Source organism: Streptomyces sp. NPDC057616, assembly GCF_042800575.1.
Classification (GTDB): Bacteria; Actinomycetota; Actinomycetes; order Streptomycetales; family Streptomycetaceae; genus Streptomyces.
In genome coordinates this window covers 94,996-113,092 of sequence record NZ_JBHVGU010000024.1, presented here as the reverse complement: position 1 = coordinate 113,092, position 18,097 = coordinate 94,996, and the positions used below count along the sequence as shown (strand labels likewise).

The following is an 18,097-nucleotide window of genomic DNA, read 5'->3' as shown; positions in this document are numbered from 1 at the left end:
GCGATGGTCTCCGCCACGCTGTTCACGTCCCGGGTGGGGGTGGCCGCGGCACCGTTCCCGGCTGCGGTGGCCGCCGCCGTCACCCTGGCCAGCAGGTCGCTCACGCCGAGCCCACCGCCGCCCCGCTCGATCGACTCGGCGGCCGTCCGCTGTCCGGTGTACGCCGCCGCGTCCTCGTTCAACTCACGCATGAGAGCCCTTCATGATGTGCACGGTCGTTTCCCTCACTGCTGCTGCCAGGAGCGGAATGCCCGCAGCTGGTCCGGCGTGGTCACGGCCTCCAGGCGCTCGTCCTCCTGGTCACCGCCGCCGAGCGCGGCAAGCAGCCGCCGGGCGGGTGCGTTGCGCGGGGTGCGCTCCGCCGTCAGGCGGACCTTTGCGCAGCCCAGTTCCTCGGCGCGGTCGGCCAGCCACTGCAACAGGCGCTCCTCGACGCCCCGGCCGAGCGCCCGGCAGCTCATCAGCCAGGCGAGTACGTCGAGTTGATCGCCCTCGGCGCGCAGCGCGAGCAGGCCGATCTGGCCGTAGTCACCGAAGCGGTCGCGCGCCGCGGCCGTCCACACCTCGCCCCGCTCCCGCCACCGGGCGACATCGCCGCCGTCGGCCGACCGGGCGCGCAGGGTGAACTGGTTGGTGCGGCGCACAAGTTGCTCGGCCCGCTGGACGTCGGCGTCGGACAGGGACCGGATGCCGACCTCGAGCTCAAGCCGGGCGAGGAACTCCTCGAAACCGGCCTGTTCGCGGACGGCCTCCCGCTCCTGTTCCTGCTCGTAGAAACGGGCGCGCAGTGCGTCCTCGGCGGTCGCCGGGGCCGGGACGAGCGGCCACAACCGGCCCAGGAACTCGTCCAGTTCGGTCGACTGCGGGCAGGTCACCGACAGCACCTGCGGCAGCATCGACCGCATCTTGGCGATCTCGGCCGGGTTGTCGTCCAGGAACAGGAAGCTGTTCAGGCCGAGGTTGAGCGTGCGCGCCGCCTCGGCCAGGCGGCCCGGCTTCGGGCCCCAGCCGGCGGAGAGCACGGTGAAGTGCTCCGGCTTCAACAGGCTGCCGGGGCGGTCCAGGACGGCGCGGACCGTGGCCTCGTCGTTGTTGCTGACCAGCGCCAGCAGAGCGCCCGCCTCCCGCCACTGCAGCAGCCTGCGCGCGAGCCGGGCACGAGGACCGGTCAGGTCGACCGACTCGGGGCCCGTCTCGCCGGCCACCCCGCCCCACAGGGTCTCGTCGCCGTCCACCGCGATCACCTTCGGCACGGGGCGCAGCACCGCCCGTACGACCTCCGCCAGGCGAAGGGCCACGGCCGCCTGGAAGGGCGGGGTGAAGGGCAGATGGGCCAGCCGCTCGGTCCGCTCGTCGAAGTGTTCCTCGACGGCGTGGTGCCGGGTCCAGTCGTCGGCGCCGACAACCGCGATGCCCGGCAGCTCGGCCAGGTCGGCGGCGATCCCGCACTCCCACTGCGTCAGGCGGTCCTCGCTCCGTGCGGAGGGGAGGAAGCCGGCGACGAGTGGCGTACGGGTGCGTTGGGACAGCGCCTTCAGTGCGGCCGGGTAGGCGGTGCGCAGCTCGGTGAGCACGGCGTCGTCGACGGGCCCGAAGCGTTCGAGGTCCGCTGCCCGCAGCAGCACGACGCCCACGGCGGTCGAGGGGTCGGCGAAGACGCCGGAAGGGTCCTGGAGGCTCGCGAGCACGTGATGGTACGGCGCTTCGGCGATCGTCAGGCCGCCGTCCGCGGCCCCGTCGTTGACCGCCGTCTCACACATCAGCGGCAGATTGCCGAGGGCGAAGGTCGCGGCGAGGGCCAGGGACCGGCGCGGCGCGGGCCTGGCAGCTACCTCGGCAGCAGGGGCCTTGGCCGCAGGAGCCTGCGCGGCCCGTACCAGTGCCGTCGGGTCCTCGGCCGTGTCACCGAGCAGCCGCAGGAACTCCCTCCCCAGTTCGGCCGTGACCGCCGCATCCAGGATGTCCAGGTTGTGGTCGAGCCGGATGCGCGCCGCGTCCGGGGTCATGGTGATCATCAGGTCGAGATCGGAATAGCCGGTGCCGGCGGGCAGCACCTCCATGCGGGTGAGGCGGCGCGAGGAGCGCACATAGTTGAAGTAGACCTCGACCAGCGGCGCGTTCTGCCGGTGCAGCCCCTGCCTGGCCAGCGTGGCCAGGACGTCCGAGAACATGGCGCCCTTGGCCAGTACCTGCTGCAGGCGGCCGTCCGTGCGGCGCAGCACCTCGCCGACCGCCTCGTCCGCCCGGGCCTCGGCCGGGAATGGCACCGGTACGCCGAAGAAGCCCACCGCGTCGAAGGCGTCGGCGTGGACGCGGGTGTCAACGGGCACGGCGAGCACGAACCGCTCCCGCTCCCGCTTCCTGGCAAGCAGCACCGTCAGCGTGCCGAGGCAGAAGGCGGCGGGAGTGATCGCCAGGCTGCTCGCGGCTGCCGACACCCGCTCCATCAGGCCGTCGGGAATGGTCACCGTCACGCTTCCGGCCCGGTACGACCGTGTCGCGGGGCGCGGCCGGGCGAGTGTCAGGTCGAGCCGCTCGCTGCCGTTGAAGGCCTCGCGCCACTCGGCACCCGCCCCCGGACCGCTCTGCTGGGCTTCGACGAGCAGGGCGATGTCGCGGTTGGTGACGGCATCCCCGAGCGGGGTGCCGGACAGTTCCTCATCGATCTCCCCGGCCACGAGCAGCAGCGACTGCAGGTCGCTCACGGCGTGGTGGGCGCCGAAGACGAGGATCTGTCCCCGCGCACCGCCGTCCACGAGCTCGAACCGCCACAATGGCGCGCCGCCCAGATCGAAGGCAGGCTCCAGCAGTCGGCGCAGCCGGTCGGCGGCGTCGACTTCGCCCTCGGCGGTCGTCCAGCGCAGGAGCGGCTCGGCCGCCTCGCGGTCCACGAGCAGTTGCCACCCGCCTTCGCTGCCGGTGACGATCGCGGTGCGCAGGGCAGCGTGCCGGGCGACGAGCCGGTCGAGGATGGCGGTGAGCGTCTCGCGGGTCGTCGGCGCGGTGAGCCGTACGGCCAGGCCGATGCCGTGCGCCGCGTCCGGCATGCCCGGCCGGGCGCTGCGCAGCAGGCGTACGACATCGCGGGTCGCGGGCCGCAGTTCGGTCTCCGGCACGTCCTGGCCGAGGTGGTCGGGCTGCTCCTGCGCCATGGTCTCCCGCTCCGGCAGGGCCTCGCCCAGGGTCCGGGCGAGGCCGCGGATGTCGGACGCCGCGAACACGGCGGCGGCCGGGAGTTCGACGCCCAGTTCGCGGGCGAAGGCGTTGCGCAGCCGCACCAGCATCAGGGAGTCCAGACCGAGTTCCTTCAGGGCGGTGGTCGCGGACACGTCCGCCGTTCCCCCGGAGACCTCGCCGGCCCTGGCCCGTACGTACGCCTCCAGCAGGGTGGCGCGGTCCTGGTCGTTGGTGGCCGCGAACACTTTCTTGACGAGGTCGTCCGGGGCGGCCGTGCCTGTCGGGGTGGTCACCAGGTCGCCCAGGACCGGGCGGGTGCGTGCCACGTCGGGAACGAGCGTCAGCATCTCCCAGTCCAGGGCCAGGGGCGCGAGCTGGCGGCGGGAGGTGGCCAGCACGCGCTCGAACAGCTCGCCGCCCTCCTGCGGTGAGAAGGCGATCAGGCCGGAGCGGCTGGTCTCGGCGGCTCGGGTGCCCGACTCGGACACCATGCCGACGCCGGCCCAGGCACCCCAGTCCAGGCTCAGCGCTCGGCGGTCGCTGTGGGAGAGGTGGTGCGCCCAGGCGTCGAGGAAGGCGTTCGCCGCCGAGTACGGGCTCTGACCGGCCGAGCCGAGGAGTCCGGCCGCCGAGGCGAACAACACCAATGTTCCCGCTTCCGGGGCCAGTTCGGTGAGCAGGGCGGTGCCCAGGACCTTGGGGGCGAGCACGCGCAGGACGCGTTCGTCGGTCAGGTTCGCCACGGTGGCGTCGTCGAGTACACCGGCCGCGTGCACAACCGTCGCGATGGGGCCCGCCGTCCGTCGTACGGCGTCCAGAGCCGCTGCCAGGCCGTCCCGGTCGGCGACGTCGGCGCGCGCCACGTGCACGGTGACGCCTCGCTCTTCAAGGCCCTTGATCCAGGTCGCGGTCTCCGCGTCGGGTGTGCCCCGGCTCATCAGCGCCAGACGGCGGGCCCCGCGGCGGACCAGTCGCTCGGCGACGACCCGGCCGAGGCCGCCGAGACCGCCGGTGATCAGGTGCACGCCGTCCGCGCCGGTATCGCCGTGGCCGCCGTCGTCCGGGTGGGTGCGCGCCAGGCGCGGCACCAGTCGGCCCGCCCCGCGCAGGGCGACGAGCCGTTCGCCGTCCGCGTGCCTCAGCTGTGTCCAAAGGTCGCCGACACCGCCGGTGGGCGGCAGGTCGATCAGCGTGGTCGACAGCTCCGGGTGCTCCTGCGCCACCGCGAGCCCGAAGCCCCAGGCGAGTGCCTGCTGCGGGTTGGTCACCTGGGTGCTGTCACCGGCAGCCTGGCTGCCCCGCACGACCACGAACAGGCGCGGTGGCCGGCCGTGCGGACGGTCGGCGAGGGTGCGCACCAGGTGCAGAGTGCTCAGGCAGCACAGCCGTGCCGCCTCCTTGGCCGTACCGACGTCGCCGACGGGTGGAGCATCCAGCGCGGACAGCTGAATCACCCGCTCGGGCGCTCCGCCCGGGAACGCCTCGTCCAGGAGCCGGGCCAGGTGCTGCGGATCGGCCGGGTCGAGCAGGTACCGGCCGGGCCCCTCGGCGCCGAACACGGTCCCCCTGCGGGCGATGACATGCGGCACGGAGGAACCGAGCCGCTTGCCGAGTTCCGCGGCGGCCCCGCTCTCGTCGGCCAGGATCAGCCACCTGCCCTCGGTGGGCGGCTCCTGCGCCACCGGCCGCGGTTGCCAGCGGGTCTCGAAGAGCGCCCCGTTCAGCGGCGAGAGCGCCGCCAGCTCGAACTCCTCCGCCTCAAGGACGAGTTGCTCGTCCTCGTCCCAGAGCCTGAGGTCCAGGACGGCGGTGTCCTGGGCCGTGGAGCGCAGCCGGCAGGTCACCCACGTGGGCGTGCCGCGCAGCCCGGTGAACCGCAGGCGTCCAACCCCCGCAGGCACGAACGCGCGGTCCCCGGGTGCGTCGCCGGGCAGGGCGGCCGTGTGGAAAGCGGCGTCGAGAACCGCTGGGTGCAGGAGGTGACCCGCTGCGGGCCGGGCGGCCAGTCGGCCGAGGCACTGGTCGTGCGTGCGGTGGCCCTCCTCGAGCCCTCGGAAGGCGGGGCCGTAGTCGATGCCGAGGGCGGTCAACCCGGCGTAGACGGACGGCAGGTCGACTGCTTCGAGGCACTGCTCGCGCACGCCGGAAAGCGCGACGTCGGCGGTCGGCTCGTCGCAGACCGGCGCGACGCGTCCGATGACGTGCTGCTCCCACCGCGTGCCGCGCTCACCCGCAGCCGCCGATGCGATGGTGAAGTCCCGGGAGCCGCCTTCGGCGGGCCGCAGGACGAGTTGCAGCCGTACGGGCCGGTCTTCGCCCAGGCGCAGCGGCTGGAGGAACTTGACGTCGGCCAGGCGTACTTCGCGGCCGTCCGCCACCGCGGACGCGGCCTCCAGTGCCATGTCCAGGAAGGCGGCGCCGGGCAGCCAGACCTCGCCGCCGACCTGGTGGTCGGTCAGATAGGCGAAGCGACTGTCCCCCAGGTCGATCTCACTCTGGAAGGTGTGCCGGTCGGGCTCGTCACTGGACTCGATGTGCGTACCGAGGATCGGCGAGGAGCCCGCCGCGGTGGCCGGGGCGGGCGCGAGCCAGTGCCGCTCGCGGGCGAAGGCGTACGTGGGCAGGTCGACGCGGCGGCCGTGCGGGAACAGTACCGGCCAGTCGGGCGTGTGCCCGGCTGCGTACAACTCGCCCACCCTGCGCAGCAGCACGTCGTGTCCGCCCTGCTCCCGACGCAGCGAGCCGACGCCGACCGCGTCGATCCCGGCCTCCGCGGCCACCGCCTCGATGGAGGAGAGCAGCGAGGGGTGCGGGCTGAGCTCGACGAAGTAGCGGTAGCCGTCGTCCAGCATCCGTCGGACCGTGTCCGCGAAACGGACGGGCTGCCTGAGGTTGGCGTACCAGTAGCCGGCGTCCAGCCGGTCACCGGGCACGGGTTCGCCCAGCACCGTCGAGTACAGGGGGGTCGACGCCTGCCCGGCCCGGATGCCGGAGAACCGGTCGAGGATTTCCGCGCGCACGGGTTCCATCAGCGGAGTGTGCGAGGCGAACGGCGTCGACAGCCGTCTTACGGGGATCTGCTGCTCGCCGAGGGTCCGGCACAGCTCGGCCAGCGCATCGGCGTCGCCTGCGACCGCCGTGGAGGTCCCGCTGTTGACGGCGGCGACGAAGAGCCGGTCCGCGTACGGCGCGAGCAGCTCCTCGACTTCCGTGCGGGTCAGCTCCACGGACACCATGCCGCCCCGTCCGACCAGCGGTGCGACGGCGTGGGCGCGCCCGGTCACCACGGTCACCGCGTCGTCGAGGGTGAGGGCGCCCGCGCTGTAGGCGGCGGCGATCTCACCCAGGCTGTGCCCGATCACGGCGTCCGGGGCGACCCCGAGCCGCCGCCAGGCGGCCGCCAGCGCCGCGTTGACCGCAAAGAGCACCGGCTGCAGGTACTCGGTCCGCTCGAGCGGGGAGAATTCCTCGGGGGCCCGCAGGACATTGAGCACCGACCAACCCACATGCCGCTGCACCGTCTCGTCGATCCGGGTCAGTTCCTTGCGGAACGCCTCCGACCCAGCCATCAACTCCACGCCCATGCCCGGCCATTGGCCACCGTGTCCGGCGAAGACGAAGGCCACCTTGCCCGACTGCTCCTCGCGGGGCGGTGCGAGCGGCGTACGTCCGGCTCCCAACGCGTCCAGACGCGCCCTCAGTTCGTCCCGGTCGTCCGCCGCGATCGCCGCCCGCCACTCCAAGTGGCTGCGGTGCAGCGCCAGGGTGTGGGCGACATCCGGCAGCGCGATGTCCTCGGCCAGGTGCCTGGCCAGCCGCGCGGCCTGGCCTCGCAGTGCTGCCTCGCTCCGCCCGGACAGCACGAACAACCGTTTCCCGGGCGGGACTTCGCTCGCCTGCTCGGCCTCGACCGGCGGAGCCTCTTCGAGGATCACATGCGCGTTGGTTCCGCTGATCCCGAAGGCGCTGACCCCGGCACGCCGGGACCGCTCCCCCGCCGGCGGCCAGGCCGCCGCCTGTTGCAGCAGCTGCAACCCGCTGCCGTCCCAGTCGACGTGCCGGCTGGGCGTGCCCGCGTGCAGGGTGGCGGGAAGGGTCTGGTGGCGCAGCGACTGGACCACCTTGATCAGCCCGGCCACGCCCGAAGCGGCCTGCGTATGCCCGAGGTTGGACTTGAGCGAGCCGAGGTACAGCGGGCGGTCGTGGGGGCGCGAGTCGCCGAAGACCTGCGACAGGGCGTTCGCCTCGATCGGGTCTCCCAGCGTCGTGCCCGTCCCGTGCGCTTCGACGTAGTCGATGTCGGCGGGCTCCAGCCGGGACAGCTCCAGGGCTCGGCGGATCACCTGCTCCTGAGCCGGACCGTTGGGCGCGGACAACCCCTGACTGCGGCCGTCCTGGTTGACGGCCGTGCCGCGCACCACGGCCAGCACCTGGTCACCGTCGCGCTGGGCGTCACTCAGCCGCTTCAGTACGATCATGCCGACGCCCTCGGACCATATGGCGCCGTCGGCGTCGTCGGAGAAGGAACGGCAGCGTCCGGTCGCGGACAGGCCCCGCAGTCGGCTGAATTCCACGAAGGTGCCCGGCGTCACCATGAGCGTCACACCTCCGGCGAGTGCCAGGTCGCACTCGCCCGACCGGAGCGCCTGCGTCGCCAGGTGCACCGCCACCAGCGACGACGAGCACGCCGTGTCCACCGTCAACGCCGGACCGTGCAGCCCGAGCGCATAGCTGAGCCGGCCGGAGGCCACGCTGAGCGCCGAGCCCGTGCCGACGTAGCCGTCGAGCTGGTCGAGCCGGGAGCCCGACAGGTAGTCGCTGCCGAACATGCCGACGTACACGCCGGTGGTGCTGCCCGCAAGTCGGGCGGGCACGATCCCGGCGCGCTCGAGTGCCTCCCACGCCGTCTCCAGGAGCAGCCGCTGCTGCGGGTCCATGGCCGCCGCCTCCTTCGGGGTGATGCCGAAGAAGCCCGCGTCGAAGGACTCGATGTCGTCCAGGAAGCCGCCTTCCCGGGCGTACGACTTGCCCGGGGCGTCCGGGTCGGGGTCGTACAGCGACTCCACGTCCCAGCGTCCGGACGGGAACGGGCCGACCGCGTCGCGGCCCTCCGCGACCAGCCGCCACAGTTCCTCCGGATCGCTCACTCCGCCCGGCAGTCGGCAGGCCATGGCGACGACGGCCACCGGCTCGTCGGTGGGCGCGGTCGCGCTGCGGGTGGGGCGCGGATCGCTGCGGCGGGCCGTACGTCCACTCGCCGCAAGGGTGTTGGTCAGCAAGTACTCGGCGAGACGGGCCGGGGTGGGGTGGTCGAACAGCAGGGTCGCGGGGAGCCGGGCGCCGAGGCCGGCGGCGAGGCGGTTGCGGAGTTCGACCGCGGTCACGGAGTCCATGCCGAGCTCGCGCAGTGGCTGGTCGGGGCGGACGGACTCCGCCGAGCGCAGACCGAGGGTGCGGGACGCCTCTTCGCGAACCAGGGCCAGGACACGTTCGGCGCGTTCGGCTTCCGGCAGCCGGGCCAGGCGGTCCGCCAGGGCGTCGCCGCCGTCCCGGCCGGTGCGCGGCGCGGGCAGCAGCGAGCGCCACAACGCGGCCGCGGGGTCACCCGCGGCGGCCATGGTCTCGCGCAGGCGCGTGAGGTCCAGGGCCCAGGCGACCAGGTGCGGGGTGCTCCGGCGCAGGGCGAGTTCCACCAGGTCGCGGCCCTGGTCGGGAGTGAGGGCACGGTGGCCGAGACGGGCCATCCCCGCGAGGTCGGCGTGTTCGGCGGCAAGGCCCTCGCCCGCCCACGCGCCGAACGAGACCGCCACGGCAGGCAGGCCCAAGGCCCGGCGGTGGTGGGCCAGTTGGTCGAGAAAGACGTTGGCGGCCGCGTAGTTGGCCTGGCCCGCGTTGCCTGCGACACCGGCAGCCGAGGAGACCAGCACGAACATCTCGAGCGGCATGTCGGCGGTGACCCGGTGCAGATGGGCGGCGCCGTCGACCTTGGGGCGCAGCACCCGAGCGAGGCGTTCGTGCGTCAGCTCGGCGACCACCCCGTCGTCCAGGACGCCGGCGCAGTGCACGATGCCCCTCAGCGGCAGCTCGTCACCGACACTGCCGAGCACGTCGGCCACGGCCGTCGCGTCCGCGACGTCGCACGCCGCCACCTCGACCTCGGCTCCGAGCGCGGCGAGTTCCTCGGTGACCTCGGCGGTGCGCGGATCGGCGGTGCCCCGGCGGGACGTCAGCAGCAGGCGGGGGACGCCGCGTTCGGCCACGAGGCGGGCGATGTGGCGACCGACGGCACCCAGGCCCCCAGTGATCAACACCGTGCCGTCCGTGGGCACCGAGCCGGGTACGGCCGGGCCGGCGGCGCGGGCGCGAACCAGCCGAGGGGCGAGCAGCGTGCCCGAACGCAGAGCGAGTTCGGGCTCACCGCGGTGCGCCACTGCGGCCCGCAGGGCGTCCGCGGGATCGTCGGAGCCGTCGAGGTCGAGCAGGGTCAGTCCGAGGTCCGGGTGCTCGATGCGGGCGCTGCGGGCCAGGCCCCACAGGACCGACTGTGCCAGGCCGGACACCGTGTCCGCCTCACCGGCGGCGACCGCACCGCGGGTCACCCATACGGTCCGCGTGGGCGCTACCTCGTGCGTGATGAGGCTTTGCAGTTCGGCCAGGGCGGTTGCCGCCAACTCGTGTGCTGCAAGGGCGATTTCGTCGTCTTCGGCCGGGAGAGGCCAGAACCGCACCAGGACGTCAGCGCCGGTCTCGCGGAGCCGGATCCCGGCCGCCTCGAGTCCGCTGAGCGCCGCTGCGGCCTGCGGGTCGGACGGGTCGCCGACGACGGCCCACTCGCTGTCCGGTCCTTCAGAGGGCTCTTCGGTCACCGCCGTCCACGTCGGCTCGTACAGGTGCCGGCCGTTCTCCGAGCCGCTGATGAGGTCCGCCGCATTCGCGGCCCGCAGCCGCACGCCCTCCAGCCTGCCGGCAGGGATACCGTCGGTGTCCCACAGCGTCACGTCCAGCGTGAGGTCCGTGCCGGAGCCGCCGGTTTGCCGTACGGACGCGATGAGCTCGTTCGCGCCACCGTGATGCAGGGCGCAGCGGCCCACCGCGACCGGCAGCAGCACCCGGCCGTCGGAGGCGTCGAACGCGGCGGCCACGTGGAGCGCGGAGTCCAGCAGCGCCGGGTGGACCGGGTAGGGGTCACTCAGGTCACGGGCAGCGTCCGGGAGTGACAGCCGGGCCAGCAGCTCGCCGCCGCCGGTCACCACCGCCTCGCGTACGCCCTGGAAAGCGGGTCCGTAGCCGAGGCCGAGCCCGGTCAGCCGCTCGTACGTCTCCGGGCTCCACCCGGGTTCGGCCGTCTCCGGCCGGACCGGAGGCTGCCCGGCCGTCACCGGCGCCGCCTCGTCAGCGCAGGCGGTTGCGTGCAGGGTCCAGCCCGTGGCCTCCTGGCCCCGCGGGCGGCTGTGCACAGTGATCTCCGGAACGGGGCCGGCCGTGACGACCTCGACGGACACTTCGACCGTGCCGGAGACGGAGAGCACGAGGGGCGTGAGCAGGAGCAGGTCTGTGACGTCGGCCGGTTCGTCCGGGCGGGCCACGGCGAGGGCGGCGCGACACAGCTCCATCAGGGTCGTACCCGACACCACGGTCCTGCCGAAGACGGTGTGATCGGGCAGCCAGTCGGTGGTCGACGGGGACCACTCGTTGCGGAAGGTCCAGCGGGTTTCGTCCGCCGACTGCAGCTGAATCCCGAGCAACGGGTGCGCGGAGCGGTCGAACAGGCCGGGGGCGCCGGCGGCGGACTCGGACTCGATCCAGTGGCGCTGCGCGTCCCAGGCGTAGGTCGGCAGGTCCGCGGGCACGGTGTCCGCAACCAGACGACGCCAGTCGATCTTCCGTCCGTGGACGTGGAGTTCGGCGGCGGCGCGGTCCAGACACGCGGCCCCGTCCTCGTCTCGGCGGAGCGAGCCCACGGCGACCAGTTCGCGGCCGCAGTCCTCGCCGATCGTGTGCAGCGCGGTGAGCAGGGACGGGTGGGGGCTGAGTTCGACGAAGTAGCGGTAGCCGTCGGCCGCCATGCGCTCGACGGTGGGCGCGAAGCGGACGGGTTCGCGAAGGTTGGTGTACCAGTAGTCGGCCTCCAGTTCCTCGGTGACCGGCTCACCGGTAACCGTCGAATACCAGGCGACCGACGTCGGACAGGTGGTGACGCCGTCGAGTTCGTCCACGATCAGTCCGTGGACCTGCTCGACCTGAGTGCTGTGGGAGGCGTAGTCGACGTCGAGGCGACGGACGAACACCTGCTCCCGGTCGAGGTCGGCAAGGAACGCCGCCAGCGGCTCCACGGCACCGGCGATCACCGTCGAACGGCCGCTGTTCACGGCGGCGACCGAAACCCGTCCGCCCAGACCTTCGAGGCGGGCCTCGACGTCGGTGTGCGGAAGGGCGACGACGGCCATGGCGCCGGTGCCGGACAGCCCGGTCAGAGCCTGGCTGCGCAGGGCGACGACCGCCGCCGCGTCATTGAGACTCAGAGTTCCGGCGACGCAGGCCGCGGCGACCTCGCCCTGGCTGTGCCCGATCACGCCGTCGGGCCGTACGCCACGGGCCCGCCATACTGCGGCCAGGGACACCATCACGGCGAAGAGCACCGGCTGGACGACATCCACGCGGTCCAGGGACGGCGCGCCCGCGTCGCCGCGCAGAACGGCCGCCACCGACCACTCGGTGAACGGGCGCAGGGCACCGTCGCAGCGGTCGAGTTCGTCGGCGAACACCGGGTCGTGCGCAAGCAGGTCGCGGGCCATGCCGGCCCACTGGGCGCCCTGGCCCGGAAAGACGAACGCCAACTTGCCTGCCGGGGCCGTCTGCTGGGGACCGACGGTAAGGTCCGTCTCCGGCCGTCCCCCGGCCAATCCGTGCAGGGCCGTCAGCAGATCGTCGCGGTTGCTTGCCCGGACGACGGCCCGGTGCTCGAAGTGGGTACGGTGGTGGGCCAGCGTCGCGGCCACCGCCCCCACCGGCAACTGCGGCTGTCCGGCCAGGAATTCATGCAGGCGCCGGGCCTGCCTCTCGAGGGCGGGAAGAGTACCGGCTGAGAGCGGGAAGAGAGTCGCGGTACCCGACGGCTCCCCTTCCGCTCCTGGCCGTACGACATCCAGTGGTGCCTCCTCCAGCACCACGTGCGCATTGGTGCCGCTGATCCCGAACGCGCTCACTCCCGCTCGGCGCAGCCGATCGCCACTGCGCGGCCACGCCTGGGCGCCGCCCGGCACGCGCAGGCCGCCGCCCGCCCAGTCGATGTGCTCGGTGAGCGCCTCGGCGTGCAGCGACGCCGGTATCTGCTCGTGCCCGAGGGCCAGCACCGTCTTGATGACGCCGCCGATGCCCGCCGCGGCCTGCGTGTGACCGATGTTGGACTTCAGGGAGCCGACGCCCAGCGGCCGGGCGGCCGGGCGGCCCGGTCCGAACACGGCGGCCAGTGCCCGGCCCTCGATGGGATCGCCGAGCGGGGTACCCGTGCCGTGTGCCTCCACATAGTCCAGGTCGTCCGGCTCGATACCGGCGGCGTCCAGGGCCGCGCGCACCACCCGTTCCTGGGCAGGTCCGTTCGGGGCGCTCAGTCCCTGGCTGCGTCCGTCCTGGTTGATTGCCGAGCCCTTGATGACGGCGAGGACCCGGTCGCCGTCCTGGCGGGCGTCCGCGAGCCGCTTCAGCAGGACCACACCGCAGCCTTCGGCCCACACCACGCCGTCCGCGCCGGCCGAGAAGGGGCTGCACCGTCCGGACGGCGACAGCCCGCGCAGCCTGCTGAACTCGACGTGCCCGCGCGGGGTCACCAGCAGCGTCGCGCCGCCCGCCAGCGCGAGGTCGCACTCGCCGCCCGCCAGCGCCCGGGCCGCGAGGTGCAGGGCGACGAGGGACGACGAGCAGGCTGTGTCGACGGTGACCGCCGGGCCCTGCAGACCGAGGGTGTAGGCGATGCGCCCGGAGGCCACGCTGGGCGCCGAGCCCGTGCCGATGTGCCCGTCGAGCTGGGCAAGCGAGGCCGAAGCGAGGTATCCGCTGTCGTACAGGCCGATGTAGACGCCCGTGGAGCTGCCGTGGAGCGCCTTGGGGACGATCCCGGCCCGCTCGATCGCCTCCCAGCTCGTCTGCAGCAGCAGCCGCTGCTGCGGGTCCATGGCCGCGGCCTCTCGCGACGAGATGCCGAAGAAGGGGGCGTCGAAGTGGTCGATGCCGTCGAGGAAGCCGCCCCGCAGGCTGTACGCCTTGCCCACAGCCTCCGGGTCGGGGTCGAAAAGCCCCTGGGATCGCCAACGGCCCTTCGGTACCTCGGAGATGACGTCCTCGCCCGCGGCCAGCAGCCGCCACAGCGCCTCGGGATCGTCGGCGCCACCGGGGAAGCGGCAGGCCATCGAGACGATCGCGATGTCACCGCCCGTCGCCCGCACGGGGGCGTCGCCCGGCGCCAAGTCGTCGTCCGCCTTGGGCCGTTCGCCGAGGATCGCGTCGGCGAGCTCGGTGATCGTGGGGTGGTTGAAGACAAGGGACGGCTCCACCGGCCGGCCGGTCCGCGCGGCAAGCTCCGCGGCCATGGTCACCAATTGGCGTGACCCCAGGCCGAGTTCGGCGATCGGCCGGTCGGGGTCGACGGCCAGCGGGTCGAGCCCGGCGGCCTCGGCGACGGCCGACACCAGCCAGGCGCGCAGTTCCTCGGATGTGTTGACACACGTCTCGGCGGACTGCTTCGAGAACTCGTTCGCAGGCATTGGTCAGGTGTCCTCAGGAACGGTGGTTCAGGCGGTTTCCGTACGCACGGAACGGGACCGGTAGGGCCGCCGCGTCGGACGGTTGCGGGTCCCGTACGGCGGCGGGTACCTCGGGCGGGCCGTCACCGGTGCGGGCGCCCCACCGGTGACGGGTGACGTCACCTCTGTACGGGCACGCCGAGCACGGACAAGGTGCCGTCGAGGTATGCGGCCCGGGTGGCCCGGCGCTGGATCTTTCCGCTGGACGTCTTCGGAATGGTGCCGGGGTGGACCAGCACGACGTCGCGCGCCGACAGGCCGTGGGCCTCGGCGATCGCGCTGCGGACCTGGTCGGCGATCTTCTCCGCCTCGCCCGCCGTTTCCGGGGCCACCTCTGCGACGACGACGGGCTGCTCGCCCTCCGCGGCGCCGTCCACGGAGAACGCGGCCGTGCAGCCTGGCCGCAGCGCCGGATGCGACAGCTCCGCCGACAACTCCAGGTCCTGCGGGTAGTGGTTGCGGCCGTCGATGACGATCAGGTCCTTGAGACGGCCGGTGACGAACAGTTCGCCGTTCCGCAGGAACCCGAGGTCGCCGGTGCGCAGAAAGCGGCCCTCACGGCCGGTCAGCGTGGCCCGGAAGGTCTCGCGGGTGGCGAGGGCGTTGCGCCAGTACCCCTTGGCGACGCTCGCGCCGCCGACCCAGATCTCGCCGACCTCGCCCTCGGGCAACTCCTCCTGCCCTTCGGGGTCGGCGATCACCACGGTCAGGCCGGGGCCGGGACGACCGCAGCCGACCGCCGCCGCGTCCGCAGCGCCCGCGTGCGGGCCACTCCCCCCGGCGTCGAGCAGCGTCGGCTCGGCGTCCACCGAGCCGCCGGTGACCATCAGGGTGGCCTCGGCGAGGCCGTAGCACGGGTAGAGGGCCTCGCGGCGGAAGCCGGCCGCGCCGAAGGTCTCGCTGAACCGTCGCAGGGTGGCGGCCCGAACCGGTTCGGCGCCGTTGAAGGCGACCCTCCAGCTGCTCAGGTCGAGCTCCCCGAGGAGCCCGGGAGTGGCGTGCTTCAGACACAGCTCGTACGCGAAGTTGGGGCCGCCACTGGTGTGCGGGCGGTAGCGGGTGACCGCGCTGAGCCAGCGCTGGGGCTGCTGCAGGAAGTGCAGCGGCGAGAAGAGGGTGGCGGTCACACCGAGGTGGACCGTGTTGAGGACCGGGCCGATGAGGCCCATGTCGTGGTACACGGGCAGCCAGCTGACGTACATCTCGTGGCCGTACTCCGCGATCGTGTCCGGGGTGTGCCCCATCTGCTCCGTGACGACCCGTTCGTTGTCCACCACATTGCCGTGCGTCACCATCACCCCGCGCGGTGCGGAGGTGGAGCCGGAGGTGTACTGCAGGAAGGCGACCGAGTCGGCGGTGAGACCGGGTTCTCGCCAGGAGCCGGCCGCATCGTCGGGGATGTCCTCGGTGGTGACGCAGGTGATCCCCTCCGTCTCGGGCAGGTGCTGCGCCAACTCGCCCAGGGCGCCGATGACTTCACGTCCGCCGAGGATCACCTTGGCGTCCGCGTCGGCGATCAGCCGCTTCATCCGGATCAGGGCCCGGTGGTTCTGCGACCGCCCCCGCGGGGGCACCCCCGGCACGGCGATGACACCGGCGGCGAGGCAGCCCAGGAACGCAGGGATGAATTCGAGGCCGGGCGGATACAACAGCATGGCTCGGGAGCCGGCCAGACCGCGCTCCTGGAGCCAGGCGGCGATGGCCTGGGAGCGGCGGGCCAGTTGCCCGTAGGAGATCTCCCGGACCTCACCGTCACAGTCACCCGTGACCAGGTACCGGTACGCGGTGCGGTCAGGCTGTTGCGAAGCGTGCGCGGTCAATAAATCGACCAGAGTACGAACCATGTGACAGTCTCACCCGTTCGGATCAGCGGGCGAGGGAACTGGAGTTCGATGTCCGCGTGATATGTACACGCGAAAGCCCTGGGGCGACCCGGCCCCCTTGCCAGGTCACCCTTCTCGGCCCCCCGCCGGAAAGCTGTGGCGATGCCGCCACAGAATCCCCGCCCCCCGCTTGATTACTACCGACGAGTAGCACGATAACAAGTCCCATGGGTCAACGGGCTGGAGGCATGTAAACGCTGGGTGTCCAAACGGGATGTCCAGCCGCGTCTCGGGCGGCAGTGGGTACAGGCGCGCAGTCCGTCGGCGAGCAGTCGGCGGGCCTCGTCACGGCCGATGGTGCGGCGCCGGCGACGACCGGATCGGTGGGACTGGCGCACGCGCTGCTCCGCAGACCTGGACGTGGCCTTCCTGTCGCTGCCCGAGCACAATCACGCCGGGATCGACGCACGGGAGCTGGCCACCGCGCCACTCGTCCTGGTGGTGAGCGCCGCCCATCCGCTTGCAAAACGAGGGAGGTGGCACTGGCGGACCTCGCGGAAGAGCCCTTCGTGGACTTTCCGCCGGGCTACGGCAACCGCGAGGTGGTCGACCGGGCGTTCGCGGTGGCGGGCGTCGCCGACTGGTCCAGGCAGTATGCCAAGGCCACGGGCATCGATCTCAGTGACCTGGCCAAGCTCAAGCGGAAGCGCCCTCAGTACCCCGAGATCCCGTAGCTCAGCACGGCTCCTCGGGGCCGGAAGATGATCTCGCCGTGATCACGGCATCGGAACCCCGTTGGAAGAGCCCGTTCACAGGACAGAGCCCGCAGCAGTTCGGCACGCTCATCACCGCTCCGCGCAAGGAGGGCGCGGTCGCAGGACGCAGGGGACGGCCGTGGGGTCTGCCGCTGGAGGACCGCGTGCTGCTGATCATCGCCTACTGGCGGACCAATATGACACTGCGACAGCTCGCGCTGCCGTTCGGGATCTCGAAGTCGGCCGCCGACCGCATCATCGACCACCTCGGGCCCACCCTCGCTCTGCGCCAGCGCCGGCGGTTCCGCAAGGATGCCGTGCTGATCGTGGACGGCACCTCGGTTCCCACCCGCGATCACAGCATCGCCGAGCGTTCGAAGAACTACCGGTACTCCACCAACCATCAGGTCGTCATCGACGCCGACACCCGGTGCGTCGTCGCCGTCGGCCGGCCCCTGCCGGGTAACCACAACGACTGCAAGGCATGGGAACTGTCCAGCGCGAAGGCCGCCGTCGACAGGACAACCGTGATCGCTCACGGTGGCCACCCGCGGCACCGGCCTGGTCATCCCTCACCGCCGGGAACGCGACCAGGCCGAACTACCGAACTGGAAAGAGGAGCACAACGCCGCCCACCGCAAGGGCCGCAGTGACCTGCTCATTCGGTCACTTGATCGGCTCCACCACTTGGGGGACGCCATCCGGCAATCGCCTGGGTCAGGCCGCGGGCAGCGCTGGCAGGGGCCGACTGGCGATCTCCTGTGCTTCGGCGCGTGTCATGCCGAACATGCGCAGCAGGCGAGCGGCCAGTTGATCGGAAACATGCTCGGCATCGAGGTCTGGGCGGGTCTCCAGCAGGTGGAGCACCCCGAGCAGGGCGCCGCCGACCATCGCCACGGCGGTCTGCGGGTCGTCGATGTCCAGCCGTCCGTCGTCGGCGGCGGCCTGCAGGTCCCGCATCGCCCGCGGGGCCAGGCCGCTGTCGGAGGTCAGGTAGGGCATGCCGGTGCGGACGAGGATCCTGGCGATCTGTGTGTGGGTGCGCTGCAGCCGGCCGGTCAGGCGGACACTGGCGGCGAAGATCTCCGCGGGGTCCTTCAGCTTTCCCACGACGGATTCCAGGAGGACGCCGTGTTCCTCCAGGGTGAGGGCGACGGCGGCGTCAAACAGCTCGTCTTTGCTGGTGAAGTGATTGTAGAAGGAGCCGAAGCCGACGTCCGCCGCCTCGGTGATTTCCTGGATGCTCACGTCGGTCCGCCCCTGCGCGGCGAGAAACCCCTGCGCGGCGGCGATCAGCGCGGCTCGGGTACGCGCCTTGCGCCGGTCCAGGCGGTTGGGCGGCGAGCTGGGCATCCGGCTGGTGGCCTTGCCCTGTCGGTCGACGTTCATCCTTTTACCTTAACCCATTGAATCAGTTCTGATAGTTTCATCGCTACTGACGGCCATTGACGATGCTGTCATCTGGACTGATTCTCACATCACTACTGACTGGCGTTGCTCGCGGGAGCGGCCTGGTCGACGTCTGTCCAGGACTCAGGAGAGC

The 18,097-nt window shown here is 72.3% G+C and carries 6 protein-coding genes and 2 pseudogenes; 3 read left to right on the top strand and 5 right to left on the bottom strand.

What is annotated here, in order from left to right; translation table 11 throughout:
- The 4 genes from ACFU97_RS28365 to ACFU97_RS28350 all read right to left on the bottom strand — a co-directional run.
- The coding region (locus ACFU97_RS28365; RefSeq protein ID WP_384261935.1) for a hypothetical protein at window positions 1-191 on the bottom strand (191 nt) is incomplete at its 3' end.
- Window positions 192-224: 33 nt separating this feature from the next.
- Window positions 225-13,937, bottom strand: coding sequence for an SDR family NAD(P)-dependent oxidoreductase (locus ACFU97_RS28360; protein WP_384261932.1), 13,713 nt, complete (start codon window positions 13,935-13,937; stop codon window positions 225-227).
- A 158-nt stretch (window positions 13,938-14,095) separates the two neighbouring features.
- A complete protein-coding gene (locus tag ACFU97_RS28355; RefSeq protein ID WP_384261929.1) occupies window positions 14,096-15,820 on the bottom strand; it encodes a fatty acyl-AMP ligase in 1,725 nt (574 codons plus the stop codon).
- Between the two features lie 176 nt (window positions 15,821-15,996).
- Window positions 15,997-16,197, bottom strand: coding sequence for a DUF6233 domain-containing protein (locus ACFU97_RS28350; protein WP_384261926.1), 201 nt, complete (start codon window positions 16,195-16,197; stop codon window positions 15,997-15,999).
- Here ACFU97_RS28350 and ACFU97_RS28345 point away from each other — a divergent pair.
- The 3 genes and pseudogenes from ACFU97_RS28345 to ACFU97_RS28335 form a co-directional block, all read left to right on the top strand.
- Window positions 16,154-16,342: pseudogene (locus ACFU97_RS28345) on the top strand (LysR substrate-binding domain-containing protein); the annotation flags it as partial. The gene ACFU97_RS28350 and the pseudogene ACFU97_RS28345 sit on opposite strands and share 44 nt — an antisense overlap.
- Window positions 16,343-16,368: 26 nt before the next feature.
- The gene (locus ACFU97_RS28340) at window positions 16,369-16,533 is read left to right on the top strand and encodes a hypothetical protein (protein ID WP_384262044.1); all 165 of its coding nucleotides are present in this window, start codon (window positions 16,369-16,371) and stop codon (window positions 16,531-16,533) included.
- Between the two features lie 38 nt (window positions 16,534-16,571).
- A pseudogene (locus ACFU97_RS28335) lies at window positions 16,572-17,205 on the top strand (transposase family protein); the annotation flags it as partial.
- A gap of 66 nt (window positions 17,206-17,271) precedes the next feature.
- Here ACFU97_RS28335 and ACFU97_RS28330 read toward each other — a convergent pair.
- Window positions 17,272-17,943, bottom strand: a complete 672-nt coding sequence (locus tag ACFU97_RS28330; RefSeq protein ID WP_384262033.1) for a TetR/AcrR family transcriptional regulator — start codon at window positions 17,941-17,943, stop codon at window positions 17,272-17,274.
- Window positions 17,944-18,097 lie beyond the last annotated feature (154 nt).

Excerpts from the sequence above, each read along its gene's own strand:
- ACFU97_RS28360 (WP_384261932.1), bottom strand. The coding sequence starts at position 13,937 with ATGCCTGCGAACGAGTTCTCGAAGCAGTCCGCCGAGACGTGTGTCAAC.
- ACFU97_RS28330 (WP_384262033.1), bottom strand. The coding sequence starts at position 17,943 with ATGAACGTCGACCGACAGGGCAAGGCCACCAGCCGGATGCCCAGCTCG.
- ACFU97_RS28355 (WP_384261929.1), bottom strand. The coding sequence starts at position 15,820 with ATGGTTCGTACTCTGGTCGATTTATTGACCGCGCACGCTTCGCAACAG.